Raw genomic sequence first — 24,729 nt, 5'->3', positions numbered from 1 at the left:
AGCCGTGGCCACGAAGGAGGAACAGGAGGGCGCCTAGGTGTGCTGATACGCGACGAGCGAGATGCACACGTAGTGCACCACGAACGCCGCCAGCGTGAAGGAGTGGAAGACCTCGTGGAAGCCGAACCAGCGCGGTGACGGGTTCGGTCGCTTGATGCCGTAGATCACGCCACCCGCGCTGTAGAGCAGTCCGCCCACGACGACGAGCACCAGCACCGCGATCCCGCCCGTCCGCATGAAGTCGGGCAGGAAGAACACGGCCGCCCAGCCCATCGCGATGTAGCAGGGCGTGTAGAGCCAGCGTGGGGCGCCGACCCAGAAGACCCGGAAGGCTATGCCTGCGATCGCAGCGCCCCAGATCCCCCACAGCAGCCACCGTCCCTTCGCCCCCGGCAGGAGCAGCAGGGTCAGCGGTGTGTACGTGCCCGCGATGATCAGGAAGATGTTCGCGTGGTCGAGCCTGCGCAGCACGCCGTCCATGCGCGGGCTCCAGTTGCCGCGGTGGTAGAGCGCGCTGACGCCGAAGAGCAGACAGGCGGTCAGGACGTAGATGCCGCAGGCGATGCGGCCTCTCGTGGAATCCGCGAGGGCCGTGAGAACGAGGCCCGCGATGAGTACGGCCGGGAACATCCCCAGGTGCAGCCAGCCGCGGAGCTTCGGCTTGACCGGGTGGGGCAGGGAGAGCGCCACGGGACCGCGGCCTGCTGCCGGCGAGTCCGTGGGCGCGTCGGGGACGGACGCAGTCATGCGCCGCATGGTACCTACGGAACCGTAAGTTGCGGATCAAACTGCGATCGATGCGACCGGTATCACCTCGCCTATCCGGTTTGTACCGGTACGGCCGCGCCGCAAAAAAACCTTCTGTCGAAGTCTACGTGCACGCAAAGAAACGCGGAGACGTGTGGCGATCCCCACTCCGCTCAGGTGTGACGTCCTCTGGACAGATGCGCAATCTCGTCGGATGATCAAATGAGTGCGGTCGGCACCGGATGAGCGGCTACGAAGCATCCGGGTCGCGGCCCCCACGGGGCAACCAACAAAAAATCCCTCATCTAGGAGCAATCGTGGCGCGCGACATCGCGGCTCCCTCAACCGTCCCCACCCAGCACAAGGACCTGATCTCGTGGGTCAACGAGATCGCCGAACTGACGCAGCCGGACAGCGTGGTCTGGTGTGACGGATCCGAGGCCGAATACGAGCGCTTGTGCGATGAGCTCGTCCGCAAGGGCACCTTCAAGAAGCTCGACCCGATCAAGCGCCCGAACTCCTACTACGCGGCCTCCGACCCGACGGACGTCGCCCGGGTCGAGGACCGGACGTTCATCTGCTCCGAGAAGGAGGAGGACGCGGGTCCGACGAACCACTGGAAGGCGCCCGCGGAGATGCGGGAGATCTTTCAGGGCGAGAACGGCCTGTTCCGCGGCTCCATGCGCGGCCGGACGATGTACGTCGTGCCCTTCTGCATGGGCCCGCTCGGCTCGCCGCTCTCCGCGATCGGCGTGGAGATCACCGACTCCGCCTACGTCGCTGTCTCGATGCGCACCATGACGCGCATGGGCCAGGCGGTCCTCGACGAGCTCGGCCCCGAGGGCTTCTTCGTCAAGGCCGTCCACTCCCTGGGCGCCCCGCTGGAACCCGGCCAGGAGGACGTGCCCTGGCCCTGCAACTCGACCAAGTACATCTCGCACTTCCCGGAGTCCCGGGAGATCTGGTCCTACGGCTCCGGCTACGGCGGCAACGCGCTGCTCGGCAAGAAGTGCTACGCGCTGCGTATCGCGTCGGTCATGGCGCGTGACGAGGGCTGGCTGGCCGAGCACATGCTGATCCTCAAGCTCACCCCGCCGCAGGGCGAGTCCAAGTACGTCGCCGCCGCCTTCCCGAGCGCCTGCGGCAAGACGAACCTCGCCATGCTGGAGCCGACGATCTCCGGCTGGACGGTCGAGACGATCGGCGACGACATCGCGTGGATGCGTTTCGGTGAGGACGGCCGCCTGTACGCCATCAACCCCGAGGCCGGCTTCTTCGGCGTCGCGCCCGGCACCGGAGAGCACACCAACGCCAACGCGATGAAGACGCTGTGGGGCAACGCGGTCTTCACCAACGTCGCCCTCACCGACGACAACGACATCTGGTGGGAGGGCATGACCGAGGAGTCGCCCGCCCACCTGACCGACTGGAAGGGCAACGACTGGACGCCGGAGTCCGAGACCCCGGCCGCCCACCCCAACGCCCGCTTCACGGTGCCGGCCTCCCAGTGCCCGATCATCGCGCCCGAGTGGGAGGACCCCAAGGGTGTACCGATCTCGGCGATCCTGTTCGGTGGCCGCCGCGCCACCGCGGTCCCGCTGGTGACGGAGTCGTTCGACTGGAACCACGGCGTGTTCCTCGGCGCCAACGTCGCCTCCGAGAAGACCGCCGCGGCCGAGGGCAAGGTCGGCGAGCTGCGCCGCGACCCCTTCGCGATGCTGCCCTTCTGCGGCTACAACATGGGCGACTACATGGCCCACTGGATCGACGTGGCCAAGGACAAGGACCAGTCCAAGCTGCCGAAGATCTACTACGTCAACTGGTTCCGCAAGAACGACGAGGGCAAGTTCGTCTGGCCGGGGTTCGGCGAGAACAGCCGCGTCCTGAAGTGGATCGTCGAGCGCCTGGAGGGCAAGGCGGAGGGCGTCGAGACACCGATCGGCATCCTTCCGGCCAAGGGGGCCCTGGACACGAACGGCCTCGAACTGTCCGAGTCCGACCTGGACTTCCTGCTCACGGTCGACAAGGAGGTCTGGCGCGAGGAGGCCGCCCTGGTCCCCGAGCACCTCAACACCTTCGGTGACCACACCCCGAAGGAGCTGTGGGACGAGTACCGCGCGTTGGTGCAGCGCCTGGGCTGACGGCCCCGTACCACTCCGCGGCCGGTCCGACTTGCCCTGACCTGCGACGTCGCCAAGACCGGCCGCGGTGACAGCACCGCGTTCCAACGGGCCGGGGCCCGCCCCGTACAACGGCGTACGGGGCGGGCCCCGGCCCGTCGTGTCCCCGCACGAACACGCCATGTGTCACGCCCTTCTGAACACCCACAGTCGCAGGAGCGCGAAACGCGCCGCTGTCGCGGCGGCGTTGGCCACGATCAGTGCGCCGACCTCGGCGATGTGCGGCGCGTCCGGCAGGGCACGATGCACCAGGGCGAGGGCGCCGCTGCTCAGAACGAGACCGGCGAAGAAGGCGGCCAGACCCTGGAGTTGGTGCCGGACGGCCCCGTCCGCTCCCTGCACCCCGAAGGTGAACCGGCGGTTGGCGGCGGTGTTGGCCACTGCCGTGACCAGCAGCGCGACCAGGTTGGCGGGCTGGGCGTCGAGCACCGGCCGAAGCGCCGCGTACAGGCCCAGATAGGCGGCGGTGGACAGCACGCCGATGACCGCGAACACCGGCAGCTGCCGACCGACCCCTGCCTCGGTCACGCCGACGGCGGACGTGTCGGCTTCTGCCACCACGGGGGGCGCGATGGCGTCCCGGACGGGCTCAATCGATCTGGGCATCGGTTACGGCACCCGGGTTTCGAAGACGTGTGTCTGGACGCGTTGAAACACCCGACATTGTACGGTACGTGAGAAATTAAGACGTTTTATTACGTCTGCCCGTTCCGGGAATGGACTGGGATCTTCTCATGATGGATGCGCTCCACGACCCGACCGCCCAGATCGAGTCATCGGTTGAGTTGTCGGTCGTGATCCCGATGTTCAACGAGGAAGAGGCGCTGCCGGCGCTCGTGGAGCGGCTGCGGCCAGTGCTGGACGGGACCGGGGAGGCATACGAGGTCATCGCGGTGGACGACGGCTCCACGGACCGGACGGCGGAAGACCTGGTGGTCCTGCGGGCGACCTGGCCGCAGTTGAAGGTGGTGAGACTGCGCCGCAACTGCGGGCACCAGGCCGCGCTGACCGCCGGCCTGCACTACGCCCGTGGCCGCTACGCCGCGAGCCTCGACGCCGATCTCCAGGATCCCCCGGAGAAGATCCCCGAAATGCTCGCCCTGGCCCGCACCCGGCACCTGGACGTCGTCTACGGCGTACGCGCCGACCGCTCCACGGACACCGGTTTCAAACGCCGCACCGCAGGCGCCTATTACCGGCTCGTGCGTCGCGTCATCGGCAGCCATGTCCCCACCCAGGCAGGCGACTTCCGCCTCCTGTCGCGCAACGCCCTCGACGCCTTGAAGGCCCTGCCCGACCAGCCGCAGGTGTACCGGCTGCTCATCCCCTGGCTCGGCTTTCCCAGCGGGGAGGTCGCCTACCACCGCGACCAACGCGTGGCCGGTCAGACCAAGTACCCGCTGCGCAAGATGGTCCTGCTGGCGGTCGACAGCATCATCGGCTTCTCTGTGGCACCCTTGCGGCTGGCCACCTGGCTGGGCATCCTCGCCTTCTTGGTCTGCCTCGGCATGGCTCCGTACACGCTGGCCGCGTACGCGTCGGGCGACACCACCCCCGGCTGGACCTCCCTGATCACCACCGTCCTCTTCATCGGCGCCGTCCAGCTCATCTGCCTGGGCCTGCTCGGTGAATACATCGGCCGCATCTACACCGCCGTCCAGCAACGCCCGACCTACTACGTCGCCGACGACACCGACACGGGACAGGCCTCCAGCAGGGACATCGCCTGGCCGGGCCCGCGGCGCGGAGAGGGAAGCCCACAGGACTTCCTCGACAGCCAGGGCATCCTGTAGGACGCAGACCCCCGTGACGGCCCGACGCGCTGTGCCGGTGCGCCGGGCCGTTATGGGGGCCAGGTTGTTCTGCCCGGCTACCGGCTCCCACGTCCGGAGCGGCTGCTACGTCCGGGCCGGCTCGGTCGTGTTCCTGGCGACGGCCGACTGGCTGGGCACGGCCGGTGCTTCCGGCCCGCGGCGCAGCTCCTGGGCGGTCGTCCTGAGCACGGCGATCAGCGCCAGCAGCATCAGGGCACTGTGCGCGGGCATTGACAGATACGGAGACACGCCCGGGGCAATGCACTTCAGGTAGCTGCCGAACGAGGCGAGTTGCACCAGCACGGGCACGTACCAAAGCTGACGAGGCAGTCGGAACGCGGCCATCACGCTGAGCACGTCCGCGACGTAGAAGTACCGTTCGTGCATCGAGGGCAGCAGGAACGGCACCACGATCGCGCAGGAGGTGGCCAGCAGTACGACCTGGGTCTCGGTGAGTTCCGGCACGCCGCGGCCGGCCGCCGGGACGCCGCGTCGGCCGTGCCGCAGGGACCACACAGCCAGCCCGATCAGGAGCGACAGGAGCGTCCCCGCGACCAGGACACCCGCTCTGCGTACGGCGTCGGTGTCGCCGGGCACCGACACGAACTGGTAGACGGACGGCCCGAACAGGGAGAGGTCGTGGTACGTGTCCGCCTGCTGCGCGTAGACGGTCAGCAGCTGCACCGGGTCGGCGCCGAATGCGAGGGCCGGGACGTCGAGTGCGAGGTACGCCGCGGGAACGGCGAGCAGGCTCCGCCACGGCACCCGCCCCACGAGCACCAGGAGGATCAGAAGAGGAAAGAGGAAAACGGCCTGGAACTTGAATGCCAGGGCGATACCGAAGAACGTGCACGCCCACCACGGCCGGTGGCGCAGTACGTGGTGGACCCCCCCGGCCAGGAAGGCCGCGTAGATGGCGTCGCACTGTCCCCACCATCCGCTGTTGGTGACGACGGTGGGCAGGAAGAGCACCACCGCGGCAGCACCGAGTGCCGGCCAGGAGCGGGCGGGCCGGAGCAGGGACACGATCCGGAAGGTGTAGTACGCCAACGCCAGGTCGAACAGGATCGAGATCCACTTGATGCCCACCAGCGCCGGCAGCGGCAGGTAGGTCAGCGCGGCCAGCAGGTAGAGGTAGGGGACGTTGTAGTTGGAGAAGCTCGGGTCGGCGAGGGCGCGGAACCCGCCGAAGGTCGAGAGGTGCCAGTACCAGGGCTCGAGGAATGTCAGGTAGTCCCCCGACTCGCCGGGCAGCAGCAGGATACGGACCGAGAGGGCGGCCACCACGGTGGCGTAGGCGGCCAGCGTCATCGCCGTCAGTTCGGCCCCGCGCCGACGTGGTCCCTCGGCGGCTGTGTCGGGCATTCCGGACTCCGTTCAGGTCGCGCTCGATCGCGCCGGACGGACGGCATCCGGCCCCGACGTCCCGATCCGGACGAGAGCACCGACGGCCGCCCCGGCAGCTCGCCGAGCAGTATGTCCGAAACATCCGACTCCTACGGCGAACGCCACGAGTGGGTGAAGGAGTTCGACTCGACGACGAATGGCGCCGGTGAATCGAGGTCCTCCCGGGTCGCGCAAAAAGCGGGATTCGTCGGCAATTCGCCTATGGTGCTGCCATGCGCGGAATTCTCCTGGCTGGGGGCACCGGTTCGCGACTGTGGCCGTTGACCCGCTCGGTTTCGAAGCAACTGCTGCCGGTCTTCGACAAACCCATGGTTTATTACCCGCTTTCCACCTTGGTGATGTCCGGTGTCCGGGAAATTCTGATCATCACCACACCCGAGGATCAGGACCAGTTCCGCCGACTGCTCGGCGACGGCAGTCAACTGGGCCTGCGACTGGAATACATGGCACAAGAACGCCCGGAGGGCATCGCTCAGGCTTTCGTCCTGAGCGCCGACTTCATCGGCGACGAGTCGGTCGCGCTGATCCTGGGCGACAACATCTTCCACGGGAGCGGTCTCGGCACCCGGCTGGCCCAGCACGATGATCCGAAGGGCGGCAGGGTGTTCGCCTACCAGGTCGCCAACCCCTCGGCCTACGGCGTGGTGGAGTTCGACGAGCTGGGCCGGGCGCTGTCCATCGAAGAGAAACCGGTCCGGCCGAAGTCCCGGTATGCCGTGCCGGGACTGTATTTCTACGACAACCACGTCGTGGACATCGCCCGCGGCCTGCAACCGAGCCCGCGTGGCGAGTTGGAGATCACCGACCTCAACCGCGTCTACCTGGATGTCGGGCAACTGCATGTCACGCGGCTCGACCGGGGCACCACCTGGCTGGACACGGGCACCTTCACCGCCATGGTTCAGGCATCAGAATTCGTCCGCGTGATCGAGGAGCGCCAGGGCCTCAAGGTGGGCTGTATCGAGGAGGCGGTCTGGCGGGCGGGCCTCATCGACGACGACCGGCTCCGCGAACTGGCTCAGCCGCTACTCAAGAGCGGGTACGGCCACTATCTACTGGGGCTGCTGGAAGAGCCGCGTCACCTCCTCCTGTCGCAGAGAGGCCCCGGACCGCGCCGCGAGGGTCTGCTGTCCACGAGGCCTGGGCTCGGCCGGCACTGAAGTCGCGGAGGACGGCGAGAAGACACGGACTTGGCAAAGCGGCAGCAAGAACTGCGTGGCGGAAGGGAACGGGCGCGTGAAACCACTGGGCATCGAAGGGGCCTGGGTGGACACACCAAGGGTGTTCACAGACAGCAGGGGCAGATTCCACGAATGGTTCAGGAAGGAAAGGTTCCAGGATGTCACCGGCCAGGGACTCCAACTGGAGCAGGCGAACTGCTCCCGCTCCGTGCGCGGCACCCTCCGCGGTATCCACTTCGCGTCGGTCCCGCCGGGCCAGGCCAAATACGTGACCTGTGTCAGCGGCGCCGTCCTCGACGTGGTGGTCGACATCCGCACGGGCTCCCCGACGTTCGGTGCATGGGAGGCGGTGCGGCTGGACGACACCACACACCGCTGTGTCTACCTCTCGGAAGGGCTGGGTCACGCCTTCATGGCGATGGAGGACAACTCCACCGTCATCTACCTGTGCTCGCAGGGCTACGCGCCGCAGCGTGAGTACGGGATCAACCCGCTCGATCCTGCGTTGGCCATCGACTGGCCCGAGGACCTCACACCGCACCTGTCCGACAAGGACGCCGCGGCTCCCACGCTGGAGGAAGCCGAGCGACAGGGATTGCTGCCCTCCTTCGAGCAGTGCGGTGCTTATCGCAGCAGGCTCTTGAGCAACGCGTGAGTGGGTCCAGGTCGGCGCCGCCCCGCCCTTCGAAGGCGGGGCTCCGCGCGCACGCCCGGACGATCAGGCTCCAGCCGGAGACGTCGCCCGAGTCGGCGTTCTTGCCGTGGTCAGCTTGGTCACCTCGTCCGTCAGGTGCTCGGCGATGTACTGCTCGAAGGCGGCCCGGTCGCGGGCGTACATGGCGGGGGCGTTGACGCGCCGATAACCGTCGTCCCATGCCGCGGTGCCGCCGACGGGGTGGAGGTGCTCGACGATCACCTGCGGAAGGTAGGTGATGCATCCGGCTGCCTGGCCAAGAGCCATCCAGTAGTTGTCCAGGTACAGGTGTGTGAGCACCGTGGGCGCGATGTGTCCCAGCCGCCGCACGATGTCGGTGGTGACGGCGAACTGGGTGCACAGGACGGCGCCCTGGATGAGGTCATTGCCGTAGACGACGCCGGGGAGTGCCCCGAGCGCGTCGAGGTAGGCGGCATCCCAGCCGTGCGTGCGCGGCCGGTTGTCGTCGCCCATGAAGCCGATCGCATCGGGCACGGCCGACTCCGGCGCGGCGAGCAGCAGGCGCGCCCCACGGTTGAGCGCGGAGATCATGGTGCCACACGGCTGCGTCACCAGCTGGACTCGGAAACCGGCACCGATGGCGTCGTCGACGGCGTCCTGGTACGCCCGGTACTCCGGGTCGTCCTCGTCGACGACGAACAGCAGCCAGGTGGCGGCGGTACAGGTGTCACGGAACGTGGCAGCCATCTGCGGAACGGTGTGCGAGCGGCCGCGGCTCGGGACGATGACGGTGAGGCTACGCATCGGCGGCCACCGTGGCTGGATTGCGGGAGTTCAGCAAGGCGTCGGCATGCGGCCGCGCCTGTTCGTGGGAAGGCGGGATATTCGTCACGAAAGGCTCTCGATTCAGAACAAGGACTCTTTGCTGATGTTCAGGCGGCGCCGGTAGTCACCCGAAAGCGGGGCAAGTGACCCCAGAGGTGCAGCGGGATCGTAGGCCGTTCGCGCGCGATCTGGGCGATGCTCGCTGCCCGGTGCCGAACGGAGGCGAAGGCGGCTGGCTGCCTCCCGCCCGTCGAAGGCCCAGCCGGGTAGGCCAGGACCGGGTGAGCCCTGCCACCTCGACGTCGGGAGTGCACCTTAGTCGGGCGAAACGGGCACAGTGGATTCATCGCGCTGTGGCGTGTTGTGGGTCCGGGACCAAGGTGCCGTGGACCTGCCAGGCCCGGCACGCGACTCCCGCCGGGAAACGGCTCCGTGTGGGGGTGCGGCCACACCGCTGATCGGTGATGACGCGTGCGCCGCGGCCCTTCATGACCCACGTTCGGCGCTCGGTGCCACGGCGGAATCGGCACCTGTCTTTGCCCTGGTGACGCGGGGTCGGGCGCCCTTTGGCGCCGCTTGGGTGATGTTCACCCAAGACACGGAGCAGATCGTAATTATTCGGTCGCGGTGAGTTAACGATTGGCTCGTCCGTAGCCGAGGGCGACGCGACGCGCAGGCGAATGCAGTTCGAGGGCGTGCGCTTGCGGTGTGGTCAATCCCAGTTCGAGGAAGGTTCTCTGGTGAGCCGTAGAACGATTCGAAGTTCACGCGTCAGGTCCGCCACGATGGTGTCGGCCGGCGCGCTGGCTGTGGCGCTCAATGTCGCTCCGAGCACGATGGCCATCGCCGATGCGATTCACAGGTCCGGCGGCGACGGCGCCGCGGCGCTGCCCGGCCCGAACGGCGCCGTGAGTGCCGGCCTCGGCGGTGACCGTGGATCCCGGGGCGAAAAGGGTGAAAAGGGTGAAAGGGGTCACCAGGGTGCCCAGGGCCCGCAGGGCCCGCCCGGCGCGCAGGCCAGGATCGAGACGTACGTCGTCACCGGCGCGGTTGTCACGAACGGGACGTCGACTGCCACCTGCGCCACCGGCGACGAGGTCACCGGCGGTGGATTCGTCCTCTTCGGAACCCCCGCCAGCATCGGCTCCAGCGTTCCCTTCATCATCGGCGAAAACCTCGAGGGTTGGCAGGCTTCCACGGGCCTCACCGGCACCGGCGCCGTTCAGGCCTACGCGGTCTGCACCCCCGACTCGGCGTAAACCCCTCGTGAGCGGCAACCTTGTATCGGAAGTCCGCTCGACTCGGGAACCAGTGACGGTGCCCGCGAGACGTCGGTCTCGTGGGCACCGTCCGCATTCCGTCCGGATTCGCCGTCCCATGAGCGGCAAAGCCGGTAAATGGTTGGGGGTAATGTGCGCCCAGCAACCCTCGGCGCTGAACGCCAGGTGGCCGAAAGAACTTGGAGAAGTATGCGCATTCTCGTGACCGGCGGCGCTGGATTCATCGGTTCGGAATATGTGCGACGGCGCTTGAAATCGGACCCGGCTGCGCGGATCACCGTCCTCGACAAACTCACCTACTCGGGTGTCGAGGCCAATGTGGCCCCGGTGGCGGACCATCGGGGCTACAGCTTCGTCCGGGGCGACATCTGTGACCCGGAGGTGGTCGACCAGGTGATGGCCGGGCAGGACGCCGTGGTGCATTTCGCGGCCGAGTCACACGTGGACCGGTCGATCGACGGAGCCGCCCCCTTCGTCCGCACCAATGTGATGGGCACGCAGGTGCTCCTGGACGCGGCCCTCCGCCATGGAGTCGGTCGATTCGTCCACGTGTCCACCGACGAGGTGTACGGCTCGATCAGCGAGGGGTCCTGGACGGAGACGTGGCCGCTGGCGCCGAACTCCCCGTACTCCGCGTCCAAGGCGGGCTCCGATCTGCTGGCGCTCGCCTATCACCGCACCCACGGCCTGGACGTCGTGGTCACCCGGTGCTCCAACAACTACGGGCCGTACCAGTTCCCCGAGAAGGTCATCCCGCTCTTCATCACCAACCTGCTCGAGGGGAAGACCGTTCCCCTGTACGGCGACGGACGCCACATCCGGGACTGGGTGCACGTCTCCGACCACTGCCGGGGCATCGACCTGGTCCTGGACGCCGGTGGGGCCGGCGAGGTCTATCACATCGGCGGCGGCACCGAACTGAGCAACCACAAGCTCACCGGCCTGCTGCTGGACGCGCTCGGCGCGGGCTGGGACCGGGTCGAATACATGGCCGACCGCAAAGGCCACGACCTGCGCTACTCCCTGGACGACAGCAAGATCCGTGAGCACCTCGGCTACGCCCCCCAGGTGTCCTTCACGGAGGGCCTGACGGCCACGGTCGCCTGGTACCGCGCACACCGCTCCTGGTGGGAGCCGCTCAAGCAGAGGGCCGCGCTGCGATGACCACCAGCTGGCTGGTGACCGGGGCACGCGGGCTCCTCGGCCGGGACGTACTGGCCGAGCTCGCCGCCGACCCGGACGCCGCGGTGACGGGCTTGAGCCGTGACCAGCTCGACATCACCGATCCGGCAGCCGTGCGAGCCGCTGTCGCCGGTCACCGAGTGGTCGTCAACTGCGCCGCCTGGACGGACGTCGACGGCGCCGAGCGGTCCGAAGAAGCGGCCACAGCGGTGAACGGCACAGGAGTCCGGCACCTCGCGCGCGCCTGCGCGGACAGCGGCGCACTGCTGCTGCACATCTCCACCGATTACGTGTTCCCGGGCGACGCCCGCCAGCCCTACCCCGAAGACGCCGTGACCGGCCCCGTCAACGCCTACGGGCGAAGCAAACTGGCGGGGGAGCGGGCGGTCCTGGAGCTGCTGCCGCACACCGGCTACATCGTGCGCACCGCCTGGCTCTACGGTGCGCACGGTCCCAACTTCGTGGCCACCATGCTCGAACTCGCCGCCCGGCGCGAGACGCTGGACGTGGTGGCGGACCAGTATGGTCAGCCGACCTGGTCCCGTGCCCTCGCCCGGCAACTGGCCGCCCTCGGTCGTGCCGCGCCGGCCGGACGGGCACCGGCAGGCGTGTACCACGGCACGGCAGCGGGCCACACGACGTGGTACGGCCTCGCGCGGGAGACCTTCCGGCTCAGCGGACTCGATCCGGAGCGGATCCGCCCGGTCAGCTCGGAGAAGTTCCCGCGTCCTGCCCCTCGTCCGGCGTTCGGCGTGCTCGGCCACGGCAAGTGGCAGCGTGCCGGCCTCAGATCCCTCCCACGGTGGGACGACCAGCTGACCTCGGCCCTTGCGACGCCCGCCTTCGCCGCTCTCGCCGCGGCGGCGCGAACGAGCGACGAGCGTCCCTGAACGCGGAAGGCGCCCCGTGAGACCAGCGGGTCCCACGGGGCGCCTTCCGTTCTCGGCTCAGACCAACAGTCGTCCGCCGCACCGCGCGGCGCCCTCCTTCATCGCGATGAGGTTGGCGACCACATACGAGATGTCGTTCTTGGCGTGCCACTCGGTCGGGAAGTAGGTGACCAGCCGCGACGACTGGAAGCGGGCCTCGATCTCCGGCACCGCGGCGCGGAACCGGTTGTCGGAGTAGTACGAGAACGAGTCCTCGTTGTAGAACGCGACGTGTGTGGGGTCCTCGTACGCACCGCGGCCGTCGGAGCTGGGCGTCATGGTGAGGAGCATGCCGCCGGGTGCCAGCAGCCGGTACAGCTCGTTCATCAACGGTACCTTCGCGGGCACGTGCTCGAGGAACTCCACCGCACGGATCAGACCGACGGAGCCGTCGGGCAGGTCCAGCTTCTCGGGGAGCGTCGCGACGATGTCGACGCCCTTCCCCGGCCGCTGGTCCACACCCAGGTAGCCGGGCGGCTTCCGGTCGGCCGCGCCGAGGTCCAGCGCGAGCAGTCCCCGCCGCATGGTCCAGGCGAGCGCGTTGGCCTCGATGTACCTGTCGTACAGGGCGACCGTCTCCCGCTGGATGCGTGCGTTGATCTCCGGGTCGTGTTGGGTGTTCGCCGAGTGGATCCTCTGCAGGTACAGGCACCTCGGGATGTGGTGGAAGTCGCCTACATGGAACAGGCGGCACATCAGGTCCTGGTCGTCCAGGATCGTGCGGGTGTCGTCGTACCCGCCGGCCTTCTCGTAGCTCTCCCTGCGGAAGGCCCGTACGTGGTTGGGCGCGTACCAGATGTAGGCGACGTTGTGCGGTGTCGGGGGCAGGCACTTGACCTGGAGCAGTTCGCGCCCGTCGACGTTCACCTCCGCGTACTGCCAGCCGTACGCCTCATCCCAGCGCGAGTCGTTACGCTTACCGTCCTCGGTGATCTGCGCGGTGTCGCTGTAGACGAAGACGGCCTCGGGATGCGTATCGAACGCCTCGCCGAGCTCCGCCAGGCATGCCTTGGCCAAGAGGTCGTCGTGGTCGAGCTCCACGAGGATCTCACCCCGGGCGAGTTCACAGGCCCTGCGCTTGGCCGCCCCCACGCCGTGGAGCTTGTCCGCGATCTCCACACGGACCCGTTCGTCCGGCCGCTCCGGCTGCCACCGGGCGCCGTTGTTGAGCAGAACGATCCACTCCCAGTCCGGGCAGGTCTGGGCCTGCAGCGACGCCAGGCACTCGTCGAGAAAACGAGGCTGGTGGCTGGGGGTGAAGACGGAGAACCTGGGTGTCGCGGGGGGCGTCATCGAGTGCTCCCTGCACGGCTCGACGTCGGGGAGGGACTCACGGCCGCACGGAACCGCTCCGGTACCTGAGCAAGAAGCCCGGGTTCCGCCGCGACGGCACGGCGGAACGCGTCCCTGGCCTCGTCGTCGTGGCCCTTCTTCGCCAAGAGGCGGCCGAGTTGCAGATGGACGCCGGCCGCCTTCGGGTCGGTGGCGGCGGCACGCCTCAGGAGTTCCACAGCCCGGTCGGGGTCGCTCGACTTCAGCAGAAGCGCCTCGCTGAAGAGAGCCGACGTGAACGAGGGATCGATCTCCAGCGCCTTGTCGTAGGCCACCCGGGCCTCGGCGCTCTGGCCGGTCTGCTGCGCGGTGAGGCCCAGGCCGTACCAGGCGGACTTGTTGTGAGGGTCCAGTTCCAGCAGTCGCCGGTAGCTATGGGCAGCTGCTTGGAAATCCTGGTGCGCCTGCTGCTGAAGAGCGCTCCGCAACATCTCGTTCGCCTGCTCGGTCCTCCGCGTCACCGAGGTGCCCTTGGATTCCGTCGACGCGCTCGGCTGGGACTGAATCGCCCAGATGGTCAATCCGGTAGCGGTCGCTGCCAACGCGGCGAGCCCTGCCCACAATCCTCTGCGTTTCACTTTGTCACATCTCGCGGAATAGTGATGGACGGATGGGGGTGGCTGATCTCAGGTGACCGCCACTGGAAAAGACTGTGGTGATGTCGGCGATCGGATCCCGAACCACCCTTATTTCCGCCGACGTTACGAGGACGACCGGACGGGGCTACCACTCGGCAGGCACTTTTGGCCTATGACCACCCGAATGTACGCAGGCCCGCATCGCCGTCGCTCGAATCGATGAGAGCCACTGTCCGGTCGAGCCTCTTTGTGTGGATGTGAGTGGCTGGATAGCTTCGTATATCGGTCATTGTTGCTGTGGAGTTGGGTGGTCTCCGTGAAGCAAACGGTCTGTCTGAACATGATCGTCAAGGATGAAGCGCCGGTGATCCGGCGTTGTCTTGAGTCCGTGCGTCCTTTGATCGACACATGGGTCATCGTGGACACGGGATCGACCGACGGTACGCAGGACGTCATCCGCGATGTGTTCAGCGATCTGCCGGGTGCCCTGTACGAGCGGCCCTGGAAGGGGTACGACGGGAGCCGCACCGAGGCGATCGAACTCGCCCGCGGAAACGCGGACTACCTCCTCTTCATCGACGCCGACGACGTGATGGAGACGGAGCCCGGCTTCCGTATGCCCGAGCTGACCCTCGACGCGTACCAGGTCGGAATTCGCATCGGGCACGCCATCCACTGGCGCCCCGTCATGGTCTCCACACGGCTGCCGTGGCGGTATGTCGGCGTCCTGCACGAGTACCTGGACTGCGGCTCGCGGTACTCCCTCGGGACACTGGAAGGCATCACCATGTTCAACCTGGACAACGGGGGACGCCTCAGGAACGAAGGAGTGCGGGCGAAATACCTGCGCGATGTGGAGACCCTCCAGCAAGGTCTGGCCAAGGAGCCCGACAACGCGCGGTACGTCTTCTATCTCGCCCAGAGCTTGCGCGCCGTCGGCGAGTTCGAGAAGGCCCTCGAAGCCTATGACCGCAGGGTGGCCATGGGTGGCTGGTACGAAGAGGTCTTCTGCTCCCGGCTCTATGCCGCCCGGCTCGCGGAGAAGTTCGAGCATCCCCAGGCCGAAGTGGTGCACCGCTACCTCGGTGCCTACGAGACCTGTCCTTCACGTGCCGAACCCCTTGGTGAACTCGCGCGCATGTACCGCCTCAACGGCGAGCGCTGGCCTTTGGCTTACATGTTTGCGCGGCATGCGGCACGGCTTCCCTATCCGAAGGGCAGGATGCTCGTCGAGTTGCCCTGGTACGAGTGGGCCGTTCTCGACGAACTGGCGGTGTCGGCATACTGGGTCGGGCAGTACGAGGAATCGAAGAGCTGCTGCGAGAGCCTGTTGAAGAGCGGCAAGTTGCCCGACGAGCACCGCGCGCGTGTGATCGAGAACCTCGAGCTGGCGCAACTCAAGCTGGGCTCCAGGCAACTCGCAGGAGTCTGACGCGGTGGCCCCCCGGCCCGCGCGGCGCGCGCTGTGATCAGCCCAGCGCGGCGACGTAGCGGGCCGGTGCGTCGGGAGCGGTGACATTCCGTGCGGCCAGAACGACCAGGCAGTGGTAGGCGAGATCGGTCGAGCCGTAGACATGATGGGCGATCAGTGCCAGCTGTTTGAGCTGCTCGTCGGTCATGGACTCGCAGTGCCCGAAGTCGCGCACGTAGACCACGTCGGCTTCGAGGAGCTGACGCCGGGGCCTGCGGAAGTCTCCTCCGAAGACCGCGGGGGCGATCGGCCAGAGCTTGACCGCTGCGAAGGCGTGCGGAATGAAGCCCTGTTGACGCAGTTCTCGGTCCACGTCACCGAAGACGGGCTGGTTCTCGTACAGCGGCACGAAGGAGACCTCTGTGTGGATCGCCACGGCCTGAGCCAGCTTTCGCCGGGCGCCCCGGAACACCATGAGTTCGGCCCCCTGGACGTCGATCTTCAGAAGGTCGAGGACATCGACCGATTCGACGTCGTCCAGTCGCCGGGTGCCGACCGGCACCTCCTCCCGGATCTCACCCCATTCGGTGAAGCCGTTGAAGAGCCTGAGCCTGTTCGCATCAGGGCGAAACAGGCTTGTCATACCCGAGGCGACAGCGACGCGGAGGGTGTGGGTACCACCGTCACCGAGGGCGTCAGGCAGGTAGGTCTCATGCGGACCCTTGCGTCGTTGCAGCTCACGCAGGGCATCAGGCTGAGGCTCGAACCCCGTCACCCTGCACAGGCCTGCCTGCAGCATGTCCCTGTACGGCGGGTCTCCGTCGATGGGGTTCGCCCCCACATCGACAATGTGGGTTTGACGGACGGGCTGCACCAGTGAAAGCACTGGTGAAGTGGCGATGGCCGATTCGGTGACACTCACAGGCGTTCTCCGAGCATGTCCAGCGGATGGTCGCACCGGAGCAGTTTCCGGCGGCGAGAGCCGATCAATGTTCCGGCGCGCCGACAAGCACGCAGACCGTCCGTTGTCGTCGTTCAGCTCGATGAGAGGGACTGTCCGGCCGAGCCTCTTTGTGTGGATGTGAGTGGCTGGATAGCTTCGTATATCGGTCATTGTTGTTGTGGAGTTGGGCGGTTTCCGTGAAGCAAACGGTCTGTCTGAACATGATCGTCAAGGATGAAGCGCCGGTGATCCGGCGTTGTCTTGAGTCCGTGCGTCCTTTGATCGACACATGGGTCATCGTGGACACGGGATCGACCGACGGTACGCAGGACGTCATCCGCGATGTGTTCAGCGATCTGCCGGGTGCCCTGTACGAGCGGTCCTGGAAGGGGTACGACGGGAGCCGCACCGAGGCGATCGAACTCGCCCGAGCGAGCGCGGACTACCTCCTCTTCATGGATGCCGACGACGTGTTGGAGGTGGAGCCCGGCTTCGTCCTGCCGGAGCTCGTTTTCGACGCCTACATGATCGCAATTCACCATGGGCCCGTCATCTTCAAGCGGCCGGCTCTTGCTTCCACTCGGCTGCCGTGGCGGTACACCGGCGTGCTGCACGAATATCTCCATCTGGACTTCCAGTTCACCTTGACGAATCTCGAAGGCGCCCACATCCGTACGGTGGACGACGGGGCGCGCCACAGGAAGGAAGGCGTGCGGAAGAAGTACCTGCGGGATGCGGAAACCCTCCAGCAAGCTCTGGTCAAGGAGCCGGACAACGAGCGATACGTCATGTACCTCGGCCAGAGCTGGGCCGCCGCCGATGAGTGGGAGAAGGCTCTCGAAGCGTATGACCGCCGGGCGGTCATGGGCGGCTGGGACGAGGAGGTCTATTGGGCCCGCTTCACCGCCGCGCGCATCGCGGAGAAGCTCGAGCGGCCGCTGGACGAGGTGATGGATCGCTACCTGCGCGCGTACGAAAGCCGCCCCTCGCGCGCCGAGGCCCTCGGTGAGCTCGCGCGCCATTGCCGTATGAAAGGTCGGCGTTGGCCGCTCGCTTACATGTTTGCGCGGCAGGCGTCGGAGATTCCGTATCCGACGGACGTCATGTACGTCGAGTCCGAGTGGTACGAATGGCGCGTGCTCGACGAACTGGCGGTGTCCGCCTTCGCGGTCGGAGAGTTCGAGGAGTCGAAGAGCTGCAGCAAGCGCCTCTTGGAGTGCGGCAAGCTGCCCGAGAGGCATCGCGCGCGTGTGATGCAGAATCTCGAACTGGCGCAACTCAAGCTGGGTTCGGGGGAACACGTAGGAGCCTGACCCGAAGACCGGCACTGTTGACCCGAACTGTTGTGGCACCCGGTCCGCGCGTCTCCGTAGTCCACGCGGACCGGGGCCGTACGAGGGAGCCGCATCGCTCGCGGCTCAGGTGGGTCAGCCCGCGGTGATCGGTTCGCGGGGCTCGGCCAGTGCGGCGCTGTGCGCGTCCATGCGTTCCGCCGACAGGATGGCCGCCGCCGTGTCCGCGCGGGAGGCCGCAACCACCAGGGCGCGGCCGGCAAGGGCGTGGGCGCGCCGGTGCAGCGCCGTGACATTCGCGTCCGACCCGCGCTCGGGTGCCGTCGCGCGTACCGGCGGCCCACCGCGGCGCAGTCGCGCCACCTGACCGGCGAGCCGCTCGGCGGCAGCATCCAGCTCCACGGAGGGCGCCAGGGCGCGCAGCGCGTCCGTCACCGCGAGTAGTGCCGCCAGATGGCCCGCGAGCTGGATGTCCAGCTCCTCCTCGCGCGAGCGGTGCGGGAAGTCGGCGCCTGTGGCGTCGGCCATCGCGTGGACCGACTTGGTGCGGATCGGTTCGTACATGGGACGGCCTCCTGTGCTCTGACAGGAAGCCATCTTAGCTTAGAACTCGTCTAAAGTTGGCTGGATCGCAGAACGGGGTCGATGTTCACGCACGGTGGGCGCACGTAAGCCTCACGGCTGGCTGTAGCCGTCCAGGAAGTTCCCGATGCGGGTGATCGCTGACGTCAGGTCCGCCACCGTCGGCAGGGTCACCACGCGGAAGTGGTCCGGCTCCGTCCAGTTGAAGCCCGTGCCCTGGACGACCATGATCTTCTCGCGTCGCAGCAGGTCCAGGACCATCTGCCGGTCGTCCTTGATCTTGAAGACCTTCGGGTCGAGGCGTGGGAAGAGGTACAGCGCGCCCTTCGGCTTCACGCAGGTCACGCCCGGGATCTGGGTCAGCAGGTCGTACGCTGCGTCCCGCTGTTCCTTCAGGCGCCCGCCCGGCAGTACCAGGTCGTTGATCGTCTGTCGGCCGCTGAGCGCCGCCACAACGCCGTGCTGGCCCGGCATGTTGGCGCACAGGCGCATGTTCGCCAGGATCGTCAGGCCCTCGATGTACGACTCCGCGTGCGCCCGGGGGCCCGAGATCGACATCCAGCCGACCCGGTATCCGGCCACCCGGTACGCCTTCGACATGCCGTTGAACGTGAGGGTCAGCAGGTCCGGGGCCACCGCGGCGGTGGGGATGTGCCGCGCGCCGTCGTAGAGGATCTTGTCGTAGATCTCGTCGGAGCAGACGAGGAGGTTGTGGCGGCGGGCGATGTCCGTCAGGCCGCGGATCACCGCCTCGTCGTACACCGCGCCCGTCGGGTTGTTCGGGTTGATGATGACGATCGCCTTGGTGCGGTCGGTGACCTTCCGCTCCACGTCCGCGAGGTCCGGCATCCAGTCCGACTGCTCGTCGCAGCGGTAGTGGACGGCCGTGCCGCCCGACAGGGACACCGCCGCGGTCCACAGGGGGTAGTCGGGTGCCGGTACGAGCACCTCGTCGCCGTCGTCCAGCAGGCCCTGCATGGCCATCACGATCAGCTCGGAGACGCCGTTGCCGATGAAGACGTGCTCGACGTCCGTCTCGATGCCGAGGGTCTGGTTGTGCATCACGACCGCCCGGCGCGCGGTCAGTAGGCCCTTGGCGTCCCCGTAGCCGTGTGCCGCCGAGACGTTGCGGAGGATGTCCTCAAGGATCTCGGGCGGGCAGTCGAAACCGAAGGCGGCCGGATTGCCGGTGTTGAGCTTGAGGATGCGGTGACCCGCTGCCTCCAGCCGCATCGCCTCCTCGAGAACCGGACCCCGGATCTCGTAGCAGACGTTGGCGAGCTTCGTGGACTGGATCACCTGCATGTCCGTGAGCTTACGGCCGCGTAATGCCGCACGCGGCGTGTTTTCCACCACGTGAGACGAGGGGGATCGGCTGGTTGTCGCCGCGACTGCACCAGGAATCCCTTCCACCTCTACAATGCGCCCACATGTCATGGCAGCATCAGTCCGGCGATGGCGCGTACGGCCCCAATGACGGGGCATACGGGGCGAACGCCGCGAACGGGGCGGTGGCCGGGTACTCCGGCGGTGAGTCGCATGCGGACGGCGGTGAGGACCGGAATCAGCCGAACGTGTATCACCCACATGCCGTAGCGGCGCCGGACTATGAGGGTTACGCCGATCCGGCGGCCGCCCATGGCTGGCAGAACGCCTACGACGACACACGCGAGCTGCCCGCGGCTGTCGACGGTGTCCCTGGTCCCGAAGTCCCCGGGGAGGCCCGCGCTTCGCGGCGCCGGGCCCGCCCCCGCTCGCGTTCCCGCCTGCCCCGCCGCGCTGCCGTGGCCGTGGGCGCCCTCGGTGCCGTGGGCGTCGCCGTCGCACTCGCCGGCGGTTTCGGTTCCGCTTCCTCCGGCGCACCCACGGACGCCGGGCAGTCGGCCCGCCCGAAGGCGGCACCGTCCGCGCCGCCCACAGAGGCGACCGGTGCCTCCTCCGCCGCCGTGACCGAGCCGTCCCGCGCCGCCGCACCCGTGGCCGCCGCCACCGAGGCGTCCGGCACTCCCGGCGCCGCACGGGCCGCCGCCCCGGTGCGGGCCACTTCCCGGGCGCCGATATCCGCCGTCCCCAGTGCCGGGGCGCCCTCCGCCTCTCCCAGCGACACCGCGGGCACCACCGTGCCCGGCAACTCGGGCGGCACCAAGCCCGGCCGCGGACGGGGCGCCACCAAGGGGCCGAAGTAGGGCAGTCGCGTGGAGTCCGCGGCCGAAAACCGTTCCTTGTACCCGCACGCCCCTCGGATCACAATGCGCATGACAAATTTCGAGGGCGGTCGGAAGACCTCCGCCGTCCACGTCAGCGCCACCTCATCGAGAGGGGACCCCCCACATGAGAAAGCCTCTCGCCGCCGCGCTCCTCGCTCTGGCGATGGCCGGAGCCGGCGCGGCGCCGGCGGTCGCGGCGTCCGCGACCGCCAGGACGGCGACGGTCAAGGCCGCCCCGGCGGCCACCGCCGCGGCCGCCGGAACGGCGACGAAGGACAGGACGGCCACGATCCAGGCCGTCGACTTCGCCGGCACCGTCTCGCTCAGCAACTGCTCCGGCTCCGTCATCCGCTTCCCGAACTCCGCGGACAGCGACCCGGCGCTCGTCCTGACCAACGGCCACTGCCTGGAGACCGGCTTCCCCGAACCAGGGGAGGTCATCACCGGCCAGTCCTCCAGCCGCTCCTTCGGTCTGCTGAACTCCTCCGGCAGCAGGATCGCCACGCTCCGCGCCAACCAGGTCGTCTACTCGACCATGACGGACACCGACGTCACGATCTACCGCCTCACCACCACGTACGCGCAGATCAAGAGCTCCTACGGCATCAGCGCGCTGACCGTGAGCGACACCCACCCCGTCGCCGCCACCGCCATCAAGGTCGTCTCCGGCTACTGGAAGCGCATCTACACCTGCTCCATCGACGGGTTCGTATACCGGCTGAAGGAGGGCGACTGGACCTGGAAGGACTCGGTCCGTTACACCTCCGCCTGCAACACGATCGGCGGCACCTCCGGGTCGCCCGTCATCGACAATGCCACCGGCAAGGTCGTCGCTGTCAACAACACCGGCAACGAGGACGGCGAGCGCTGCACGGAGAACAACCCGTGCGAGGTCGACGCGAGCGGCAACGTCACCGTCCGCCAGGGCATCAACTACGCCGAGGAGACCTACCAGATCCCGGCCTGCTTCGGCACCGGCAACAAGCTGAATCTGAACGCGAGCGGCTGCGTCCTGCCCAAGCCGTAGGAGGAACAGTGCGGCGGGCGGTCCACCGTCACAAGCGAGTTCTGCGGATCGCCCGCCCTGCACGCCGATACGTCCGCCGTCCGCCCTCGGTCGTGGTCGCAAGGAGTCAGTTCTGCGCGAACAACTCTTCTGCGTGGGTGATCGTGAGTGCCCGGTCGAACCAGGCGCCGAGCGTGTCGAGGGCGGTGCAGGTGGTGATGCGCTCGCGGGCGGCTTCGGGGATGTCGATGCCTCGGAGGTCGAGGATGCGGAGGATGTCCTCGGCCTTGCCCTCGGCCTTGCCCTCAGCCTTCCCTTCGGCCTTCCCCTGGGCCATGCCCTTCAGGCGGGTCTCCTCGATGAGGGTGCCGCTGCCGGGGAAGCGGCTGGTGCGGGTGGTCATCAGTTGCCTCAGAAGTGCGTCGGCCGAGGATTCAGCAAGGCGGCAGTCGGTCAGTTCTGCGCGAACAACTCTTCTGCGTGGGTGATCGTGAGTGCCCGGTCGAACCAGGCGCCGAGGGTCTCGAGGTCGGTGCAGGTGGTGATGCGCTCGCGGGCGGCTTCGGGGATGTCGATGCCTCGGAGGTCGAGGATGCGGAGGATGTCCTCGGCCTTGCCCTCGGCCATGCCCTTCAGGCGGGTCTCCTCGATGAGGGTGCCGCTGCCGGGGAAGCGGCTGGTGCGGGTGGTCATCAGTTGCCTCCAGAGTTCGCGGGTCTGGGCGTCGCCCAGGCCGATCTCGGTGTATTCAGCCCAGTCCGCTGCGGTCTCGCCTCCGGTGTTGGCGAGCGCCGTCGCCAGCGCGTCCAGTATCGCAGGGAGGGCGGGATCCTTGGCGTGGGTCAGCGCGGAGAAGACGGAGACGGGGAGGTCTCGTGCCGCCTCGTCCGGGTCGGTGATCGTGGGGAGGTTGCCGGGGCCGAGGACCAACGGGAAGACCGAGATGCTGGTGTGGGTCGGCGGGCCGATGCGGATGGGTTCTGCCGCCCAGGACGCGGTGGTCTTGTCCTGGCACACGACGAGCAGGATCGGCGGCACCTCGTACTTGGCGTACAGATGGGCCAGGTAGTACGTCCAGCTGTTCAGCTTGTCCGGGTCCCGTCTGCCCTGCGACTCCACGGCGAGCAGGTAGCTTCCGTCGTGGGCCGTGTCGAGGCGCAGCAGGGTGTCCACACGGCGTTCCAGCGGCTTGATCTCCGTGAGATCGGTGTCCAGGAGCTGGATCGCCGTGGGTTCGGGGAAGGGGATGCCGGCCTTCGGAAGGGCCCGCGCGAACAGGCCTGGGTCTTCCCTGAAGATCTGATGCAACGCCTCGTGTGCTGAGCTGGTCATGTGACGGAAGGTAGCGACGGCGATGCGTTCTGGTGGCCGGACGGGGGTGAGTTCAGTCGTTCGGGTGACTTGCCGCCGGTTTATGCCGGCGGCGGGTGCGGTGTGGACTGTGGGGGCGGGCCGCGTAGGGCGGACGTCAGGCTGCGAGCCGGCGTGCGCGCGGCGTTGGGTGGGCGGTGGTCATACCGGGTTCCTGCGGACCGCCCGCCCCGCCAGCACGTCCGTCCTGCGTCCGTCCTCGATCACGAAACGGCCGTCGATGAGGACGTACGGGATGCCCGTCGGCAGCGTGCGCGGGCGCTCGAAGGTGGAGCCTGCCGCGACCGTGACCGGGTCGAAGAGCACCAGGTCGGCGCGGTAGCCCTCGCGTACCAGGCCCCGGTCCGGCAGGCGGAGGCGGGCCGCCGGGCGGCCGGTCAGATGCGCCACGCACCCCTCCAGGGACAGCACCCCCAACTCCCGTACGTACCTGCCCAGGTAGTGCGGGAAGGTGCCGTACGCCCTCGGGTGCGGCTTGGCGCCCTGGAGGATGCCGTCCGAGCCACCGGTGTGGACGCGGTGCCGCATGATCGCCCGTACGTTCTCCTCGTGGCCCACGTGCTGGAGGATCGTCGAGCCGAGCCGGTCCTCGGTCAGCAGGCGGCGGGCGACCGTCCATGGGGTCTCGCCGCGTCGGTCCGCCGACTCCTTGATTGTCCTGCCGACGTACGCCGCGTGCGCCGGGTCGGTCACGCCCGAGATCTCGATGGTGTCCCACTCGACGGGCACGCCGTGGCAGCCGTCGGCGCCGAACACCTCCAGGTGGTGCCGGATCCGCTCGGCCGTGGTGGTGTCGGTGAGCCGCTTGAGGATCTCCTCGGGGCCGCCCTCGCTCGCCCAGCTCGGCAACAGCGCCGCCAGCGTCGTGGAGCCGGGGGTGTAGGGGTAGGTGTCGAGCGTGATGTCGGCGCCCGCCGCGAGGGCCTCGTCGAGCAGGGACAGCAGTTCGGGGGCGCGGCCCTTGTTCACGCCGAAGTTCATGGTGGCGTGGGCGAGGTGGAGGGGGCAGCCAGCTTCCCGGGCCAGGCTCACCATCTCCTCGTAGGCCTCCAGGGCGCCCGCCCCGTAACTGCGGTGGTGCGGGCAGTAGTAGCCGCCGTAGGAGGCCACCACCCGGCACAGTTCGGTGAGTTCGGCGTCCTTCGCGTACATGCCGGGCGTGTAGGTGAGCCCGGACGACATGCCGACCGCGCCCTGTTCCATGCCTTCGGCGACCAGGCGCCGCATCCGCTCCAGCTCCTCGGGCGTCGCCTCCCGGTCCTCCCAGCCGACGGCCAGCATCCGGACCGTGCCCTGGGGGATGAGGTACGCCGCGTTGACCGCGATGCCCTCGTCCAAGCGGTCCAGGTACTCGCCCACGGACCGCCAGGTGAAGTCGATGTCGTCGCCGTAGCCGTTCCAGCCGGTGATCGCGCGGCGCACCTCTTCCAGCGTGCGGTCGTCGACCGGGGCGTACGACAGCCCGTCCTGCCCGATGACCTCCAGCGTCACGCCCTGCGCGGCCTTGGCGCTGTGGTCCGGGTCGCGCAGCAGGGCGAGGTCGCTGTGCGCGTGCATGTCGATGAAGCCGGGGGAGAGGGCCAGGCCCTCGGCGTCCAGCTCCCGTACGGCCCGCGGGCGCTGGCAGCCCGCCGACGCGGCCTCCTTGACGATCGAGACGATCCTGCCGCCCTCGATCGCCACATCGGCACGGTAGGAGGGGCCACCGGTGCCGTCGACGACGTCGGCGTCCCGGATGACCAGGTCGGCGAGGTCGGTGAAATCCACGGGGTCCATACCGTCCAAGGGTTCTCCCGGAAAGCGTGCG

General features: G+C 68.0%; 23 protein-coding genes. 11 read left to right on the top strand and 12 right to left on the bottom strand.

Translation table 11 applies throughout. From position 1 onward, the window contains the following. Positions 1-33 precede the first annotated feature (33 nt). On the bottom strand, positions 34-747 hold the full coding sequence (locus ACFYZJ_RS17220; protein ID WP_388568462.1) for a hemolysin III family protein: 714 nt from the start codon (positions 745-747) through the stop codon (positions 34-36). A 317-nt stretch (positions 748-1,064) separates the two neighbouring features. Here ACFYZJ_RS17220 and ACFYZJ_RS17215 point away from each other — a divergent pair, with 317 nt between their 5' ends. Beyond that, complete coding sequence (locus ACFYZJ_RS17215) at positions 1,065-2,888, top strand: phosphoenolpyruvate carboxykinase (GTP) (protein WP_388568460.1); 1,824 nt, start codon at positions 1,065-1,067, stop codon at positions 2,886-2,888. Between the two features lie 165 nt (positions 2,889-3,053). On the opposite strand, the gene ACFYZJ_RS17210 is transcribed toward ACFYZJ_RS17215, so the two are convergent. Then, positions 3,054-3,533 (bottom strand): GtrA family protein, encoded by a 480-nt coding sequence (locus ACFYZJ_RS17210; RefSeq protein ID WP_388568457.1) that lies wholly within the window; start codon positions 3,531-3,533, stop codon positions 3,054-3,056. A 131-nt stretch (positions 3,534-3,664) separates the two neighbouring features. On the opposite strand from ACFYZJ_RS17210, the gene ACFYZJ_RS17205 reads away from it, so the two are divergent. After that, a complete protein-coding gene (locus ACFYZJ_RS17205) occupies positions 3,665-4,720 on the top strand; it encodes a glycosyltransferase family 2 protein (RefSeq protein WP_388568611.1) in 1,056 nt (351 codons plus the stop codon). 105 nt (positions 4,721-4,825) lie between these two features. Here the strand turns inward: ACFYZJ_RS17205 and ACFYZJ_RS17200 are convergent, their stop codons facing one another. Further along, positions 4,826-6,106, bottom strand: a complete 1,281-nt coding sequence (locus ACFYZJ_RS17200) for a glycosyltransferase 87 family protein (protein ID WP_388568455.1) — start codon at positions 6,104-6,106, stop codon at positions 4,826-4,828. Positions 6,107-6,360: 254 nt separating this feature from the next. On the opposite strand from ACFYZJ_RS17200, the gene rfbA reads away from it, so the two are divergent. Together rfbA and ACFYZJ_RS17190 are read left to right on the top strand one after the other, a co-directional pair. Next, complete coding sequence (gene rfbA, locus ACFYZJ_RS17195; RefSeq protein ID WP_388568453.1) at positions 6,361-7,308, top strand: glucose-1-phosphate thymidylyltransferase RfbA; 948 nt, start codon at positions 6,361-6,363, stop codon at positions 7,306-7,308. Positions 7,309-7,384: 76 nt separating this feature from the next. Further along, positions 7,385-7,984 carry a dTDP-4-dehydrorhamnose 3,5-epimerase family protein gene (locus ACFYZJ_RS17190; protein WP_388568451.1) on the top strand — a complete coding sequence of 200 codons (600 nt, stop codon included), beginning with the start codon at positions 7,385-7,387 and terminating at the stop codon, positions 7,982-7,984. A gap of 63 nt (positions 7,985-8,047) precedes the next feature. Here the strand turns inward: ACFYZJ_RS17190 and ACFYZJ_RS17185 are convergent, their stop codons facing one another. Then, on the bottom strand, positions 8,048-8,788 hold the full coding sequence (locus tag ACFYZJ_RS17185; protein ID WP_388568449.1) for a hypothetical protein: 741 nt from the start codon (positions 8,786-8,788) through the stop codon (positions 8,048-8,050). 701 nt (positions 8,789-9,489) lie between these two features. On the opposite strand from ACFYZJ_RS17185, the gene ACFYZJ_RS17180 reads away from it, so the two are divergent. The 3 genes from ACFYZJ_RS17180 (at position 9,490) to rfbD (ending at position 12,161) form a co-directional block, all read left to right on the top strand. Next, positions 9,490-10,068 (top strand): hypothetical protein, encoded by a 579-nt coding sequence (locus tag ACFYZJ_RS17180; protein ID WP_388568446.1) that lies wholly within the window; start codon positions 9,490-9,492, stop codon positions 10,066-10,068. A gap of 210 nt (positions 10,069-10,278) precedes the next feature. After that, a complete protein-coding gene (rfbB, locus tag ACFYZJ_RS17175; protein ID WP_388568444.1) occupies positions 10,279-11,253 on the top strand; it encodes a dTDP-glucose 4,6-dehydratase in 975 nt (324 codons plus the stop codon). Then, on the top strand, positions 11,250-12,161 hold the full coding sequence (gene rfbD / locus ACFYZJ_RS17170) for a dTDP-4-dehydrorhamnose reductase (protein WP_388568442.1): 912 nt from the start codon (positions 11,250-11,252) through the stop codon (positions 12,159-12,161). The genes rfbB and rfbD overlap by 4 nt, the downstream gene beginning before the upstream one ends. Before the next feature lie 57 nt (positions 12,162-12,218). On the opposite strand, the gene ACFYZJ_RS17165 is transcribed toward rfbD, so the two are convergent. Next, entirely contained in the window at positions 12,219-13,493 is a 1,275-nt protein-coding gene (locus ACFYZJ_RS17165; RefSeq protein WP_388568440.1) for a glycosyltransferase, read from the bottom strand. After that, positions 13,490-13,993: a tetratricopeptide repeat protein gene (locus ACFYZJ_RS17160; RefSeq protein ID WP_388568437.1), complete on the bottom strand. Its 504-nt coding sequence runs from the start codon at positions 13,991-13,993 to the stop codon at positions 13,490-13,492. Before ACFYZJ_RS17160 ends, ACFYZJ_RS17165 begins: the two co-directional genes overlap by 4 nt. Positions 13,994-14,450: 457 nt before the next feature. Between ACFYZJ_RS17160 and ACFYZJ_RS17155 the strand changes: the two genes are divergently transcribed. Next, complete coding sequence (locus ACFYZJ_RS17155; RefSeq protein WP_388568435.1) at positions 14,451-15,542, top strand: glycosyltransferase; 1,092 nt, start codon at positions 14,451-14,453, stop codon at positions 15,540-15,542. Between the two features lie 37 nt (positions 15,543-15,579). Here ACFYZJ_RS17155 and ACFYZJ_RS17150 read toward each other — a convergent pair whose 3' ends face one another. Then, positions 15,580-16,443 (bottom strand): FkbM family methyltransferase, encoded by an 864-nt coding sequence (locus ACFYZJ_RS17150; protein ID WP_388568432.1) that lies wholly within the window; start codon positions 16,441-16,443, stop codon positions 15,580-15,582. A 218-nt stretch (positions 16,444-16,661) separates the two neighbouring features. Between ACFYZJ_RS17150 and ACFYZJ_RS17145 the strand changes: the two genes are divergently transcribed. Next, positions 16,662-17,777: a glycosyltransferase gene (locus ACFYZJ_RS17145; RefSeq protein ID WP_388568429.1), complete on the top strand. Its 1,116-nt coding sequence runs from the start codon at positions 16,662-16,664 to the stop codon at positions 17,775-17,777. A gap of 114 nt (positions 17,778-17,891) precedes the next feature. On the opposite strand, the gene ACFYZJ_RS17140 is transcribed toward ACFYZJ_RS17145, so the two are convergent. Then, positions 17,892-18,320 carry a hypothetical protein gene (locus ACFYZJ_RS17140; protein WP_388568426.1) on the bottom strand — a complete coding sequence of 143 codons (429 nt, stop codon included), beginning with the start codon at positions 18,318-18,320 and terminating at the stop codon, positions 17,892-17,894. Positions 18,321-18,431: 111 nt separating this feature from the next. Beyond that, positions 18,432-19,643 carry a pyridoxal phosphate-dependent aminotransferase gene (locus ACFYZJ_RS17135; protein WP_388568423.1) on the bottom strand — a complete coding sequence of 404 codons (1,212 nt, stop codon included), beginning with the start codon at positions 19,641-19,643 and terminating at the stop codon, positions 18,432-18,434. Between the two features lie 125 nt (positions 19,644-19,768). Between ACFYZJ_RS17135 and ACFYZJ_RS17130 the strand changes: the two genes are divergently transcribed. Next, positions 19,769-20,524, top strand: coding sequence for a hypothetical protein (locus tag ACFYZJ_RS17130; RefSeq protein WP_388568420.1), 756 nt, complete (start codon positions 19,769-19,771; stop codon positions 20,522-20,524). 145 nt (positions 20,525-20,669) lie between these two features. Then, positions 20,670-21,572, top strand: coding sequence for a serine protease (locus tag ACFYZJ_RS17125; protein WP_388568417.1), 903 nt, complete (start codon positions 20,670-20,672; stop codon positions 21,570-21,572). Positions 21,573-21,678: 106 nt separating this feature from the next. Here the strand turns inward: ACFYZJ_RS17125 and ACFYZJ_RS17120 are convergent, their stop codons facing one another. The 3 genes from ACFYZJ_RS17120 to ACFYZJ_RS17110 all read right to left on the bottom strand — a co-directional run bounded on the left by ACFYZJ_RS17120 (position 21,679) and on the right by ACFYZJ_RS17110 (position 24,698). Further along, entirely contained in the window at positions 21,679-21,954 is a 276-nt protein-coding gene (locus ACFYZJ_RS17120) for a hypothetical protein (protein ID WP_388568414.1), read from the bottom strand. 50 nt (positions 21,955-22,004) lie between these two features. Then, entirely contained in the window at positions 22,005-22,883 is an 879-nt protein-coding gene (locus ACFYZJ_RS17115) for a hypothetical protein (protein WP_388568411.1), read from the bottom strand. Between the two features lie 180 nt (positions 22,884-23,063). Then, complete coding sequence (locus tag ACFYZJ_RS17110; protein ID WP_388568409.1) at positions 23,064-24,698, bottom strand: amidohydrolase family protein; 1,635 nt, start codon at positions 24,696-24,698, stop codon at positions 23,064-23,066. Positions 24,699-24,729: the final 31 nt, after the last annotated feature.

It is taken from the genome of Streptomyces sp. NPDC001848, assembly GCF_042891915.1.
Taxonomy (GTDB): Bacteria; Actinomycetota; Actinomycetes; order Streptomycetales; family Streptomycetaceae; genus Streptomyces.
The sequence above is the reverse complement of the archived record's forward strand: the minus strand, read 5'-3'. Positions and strand labels throughout refer to the sequence as shown.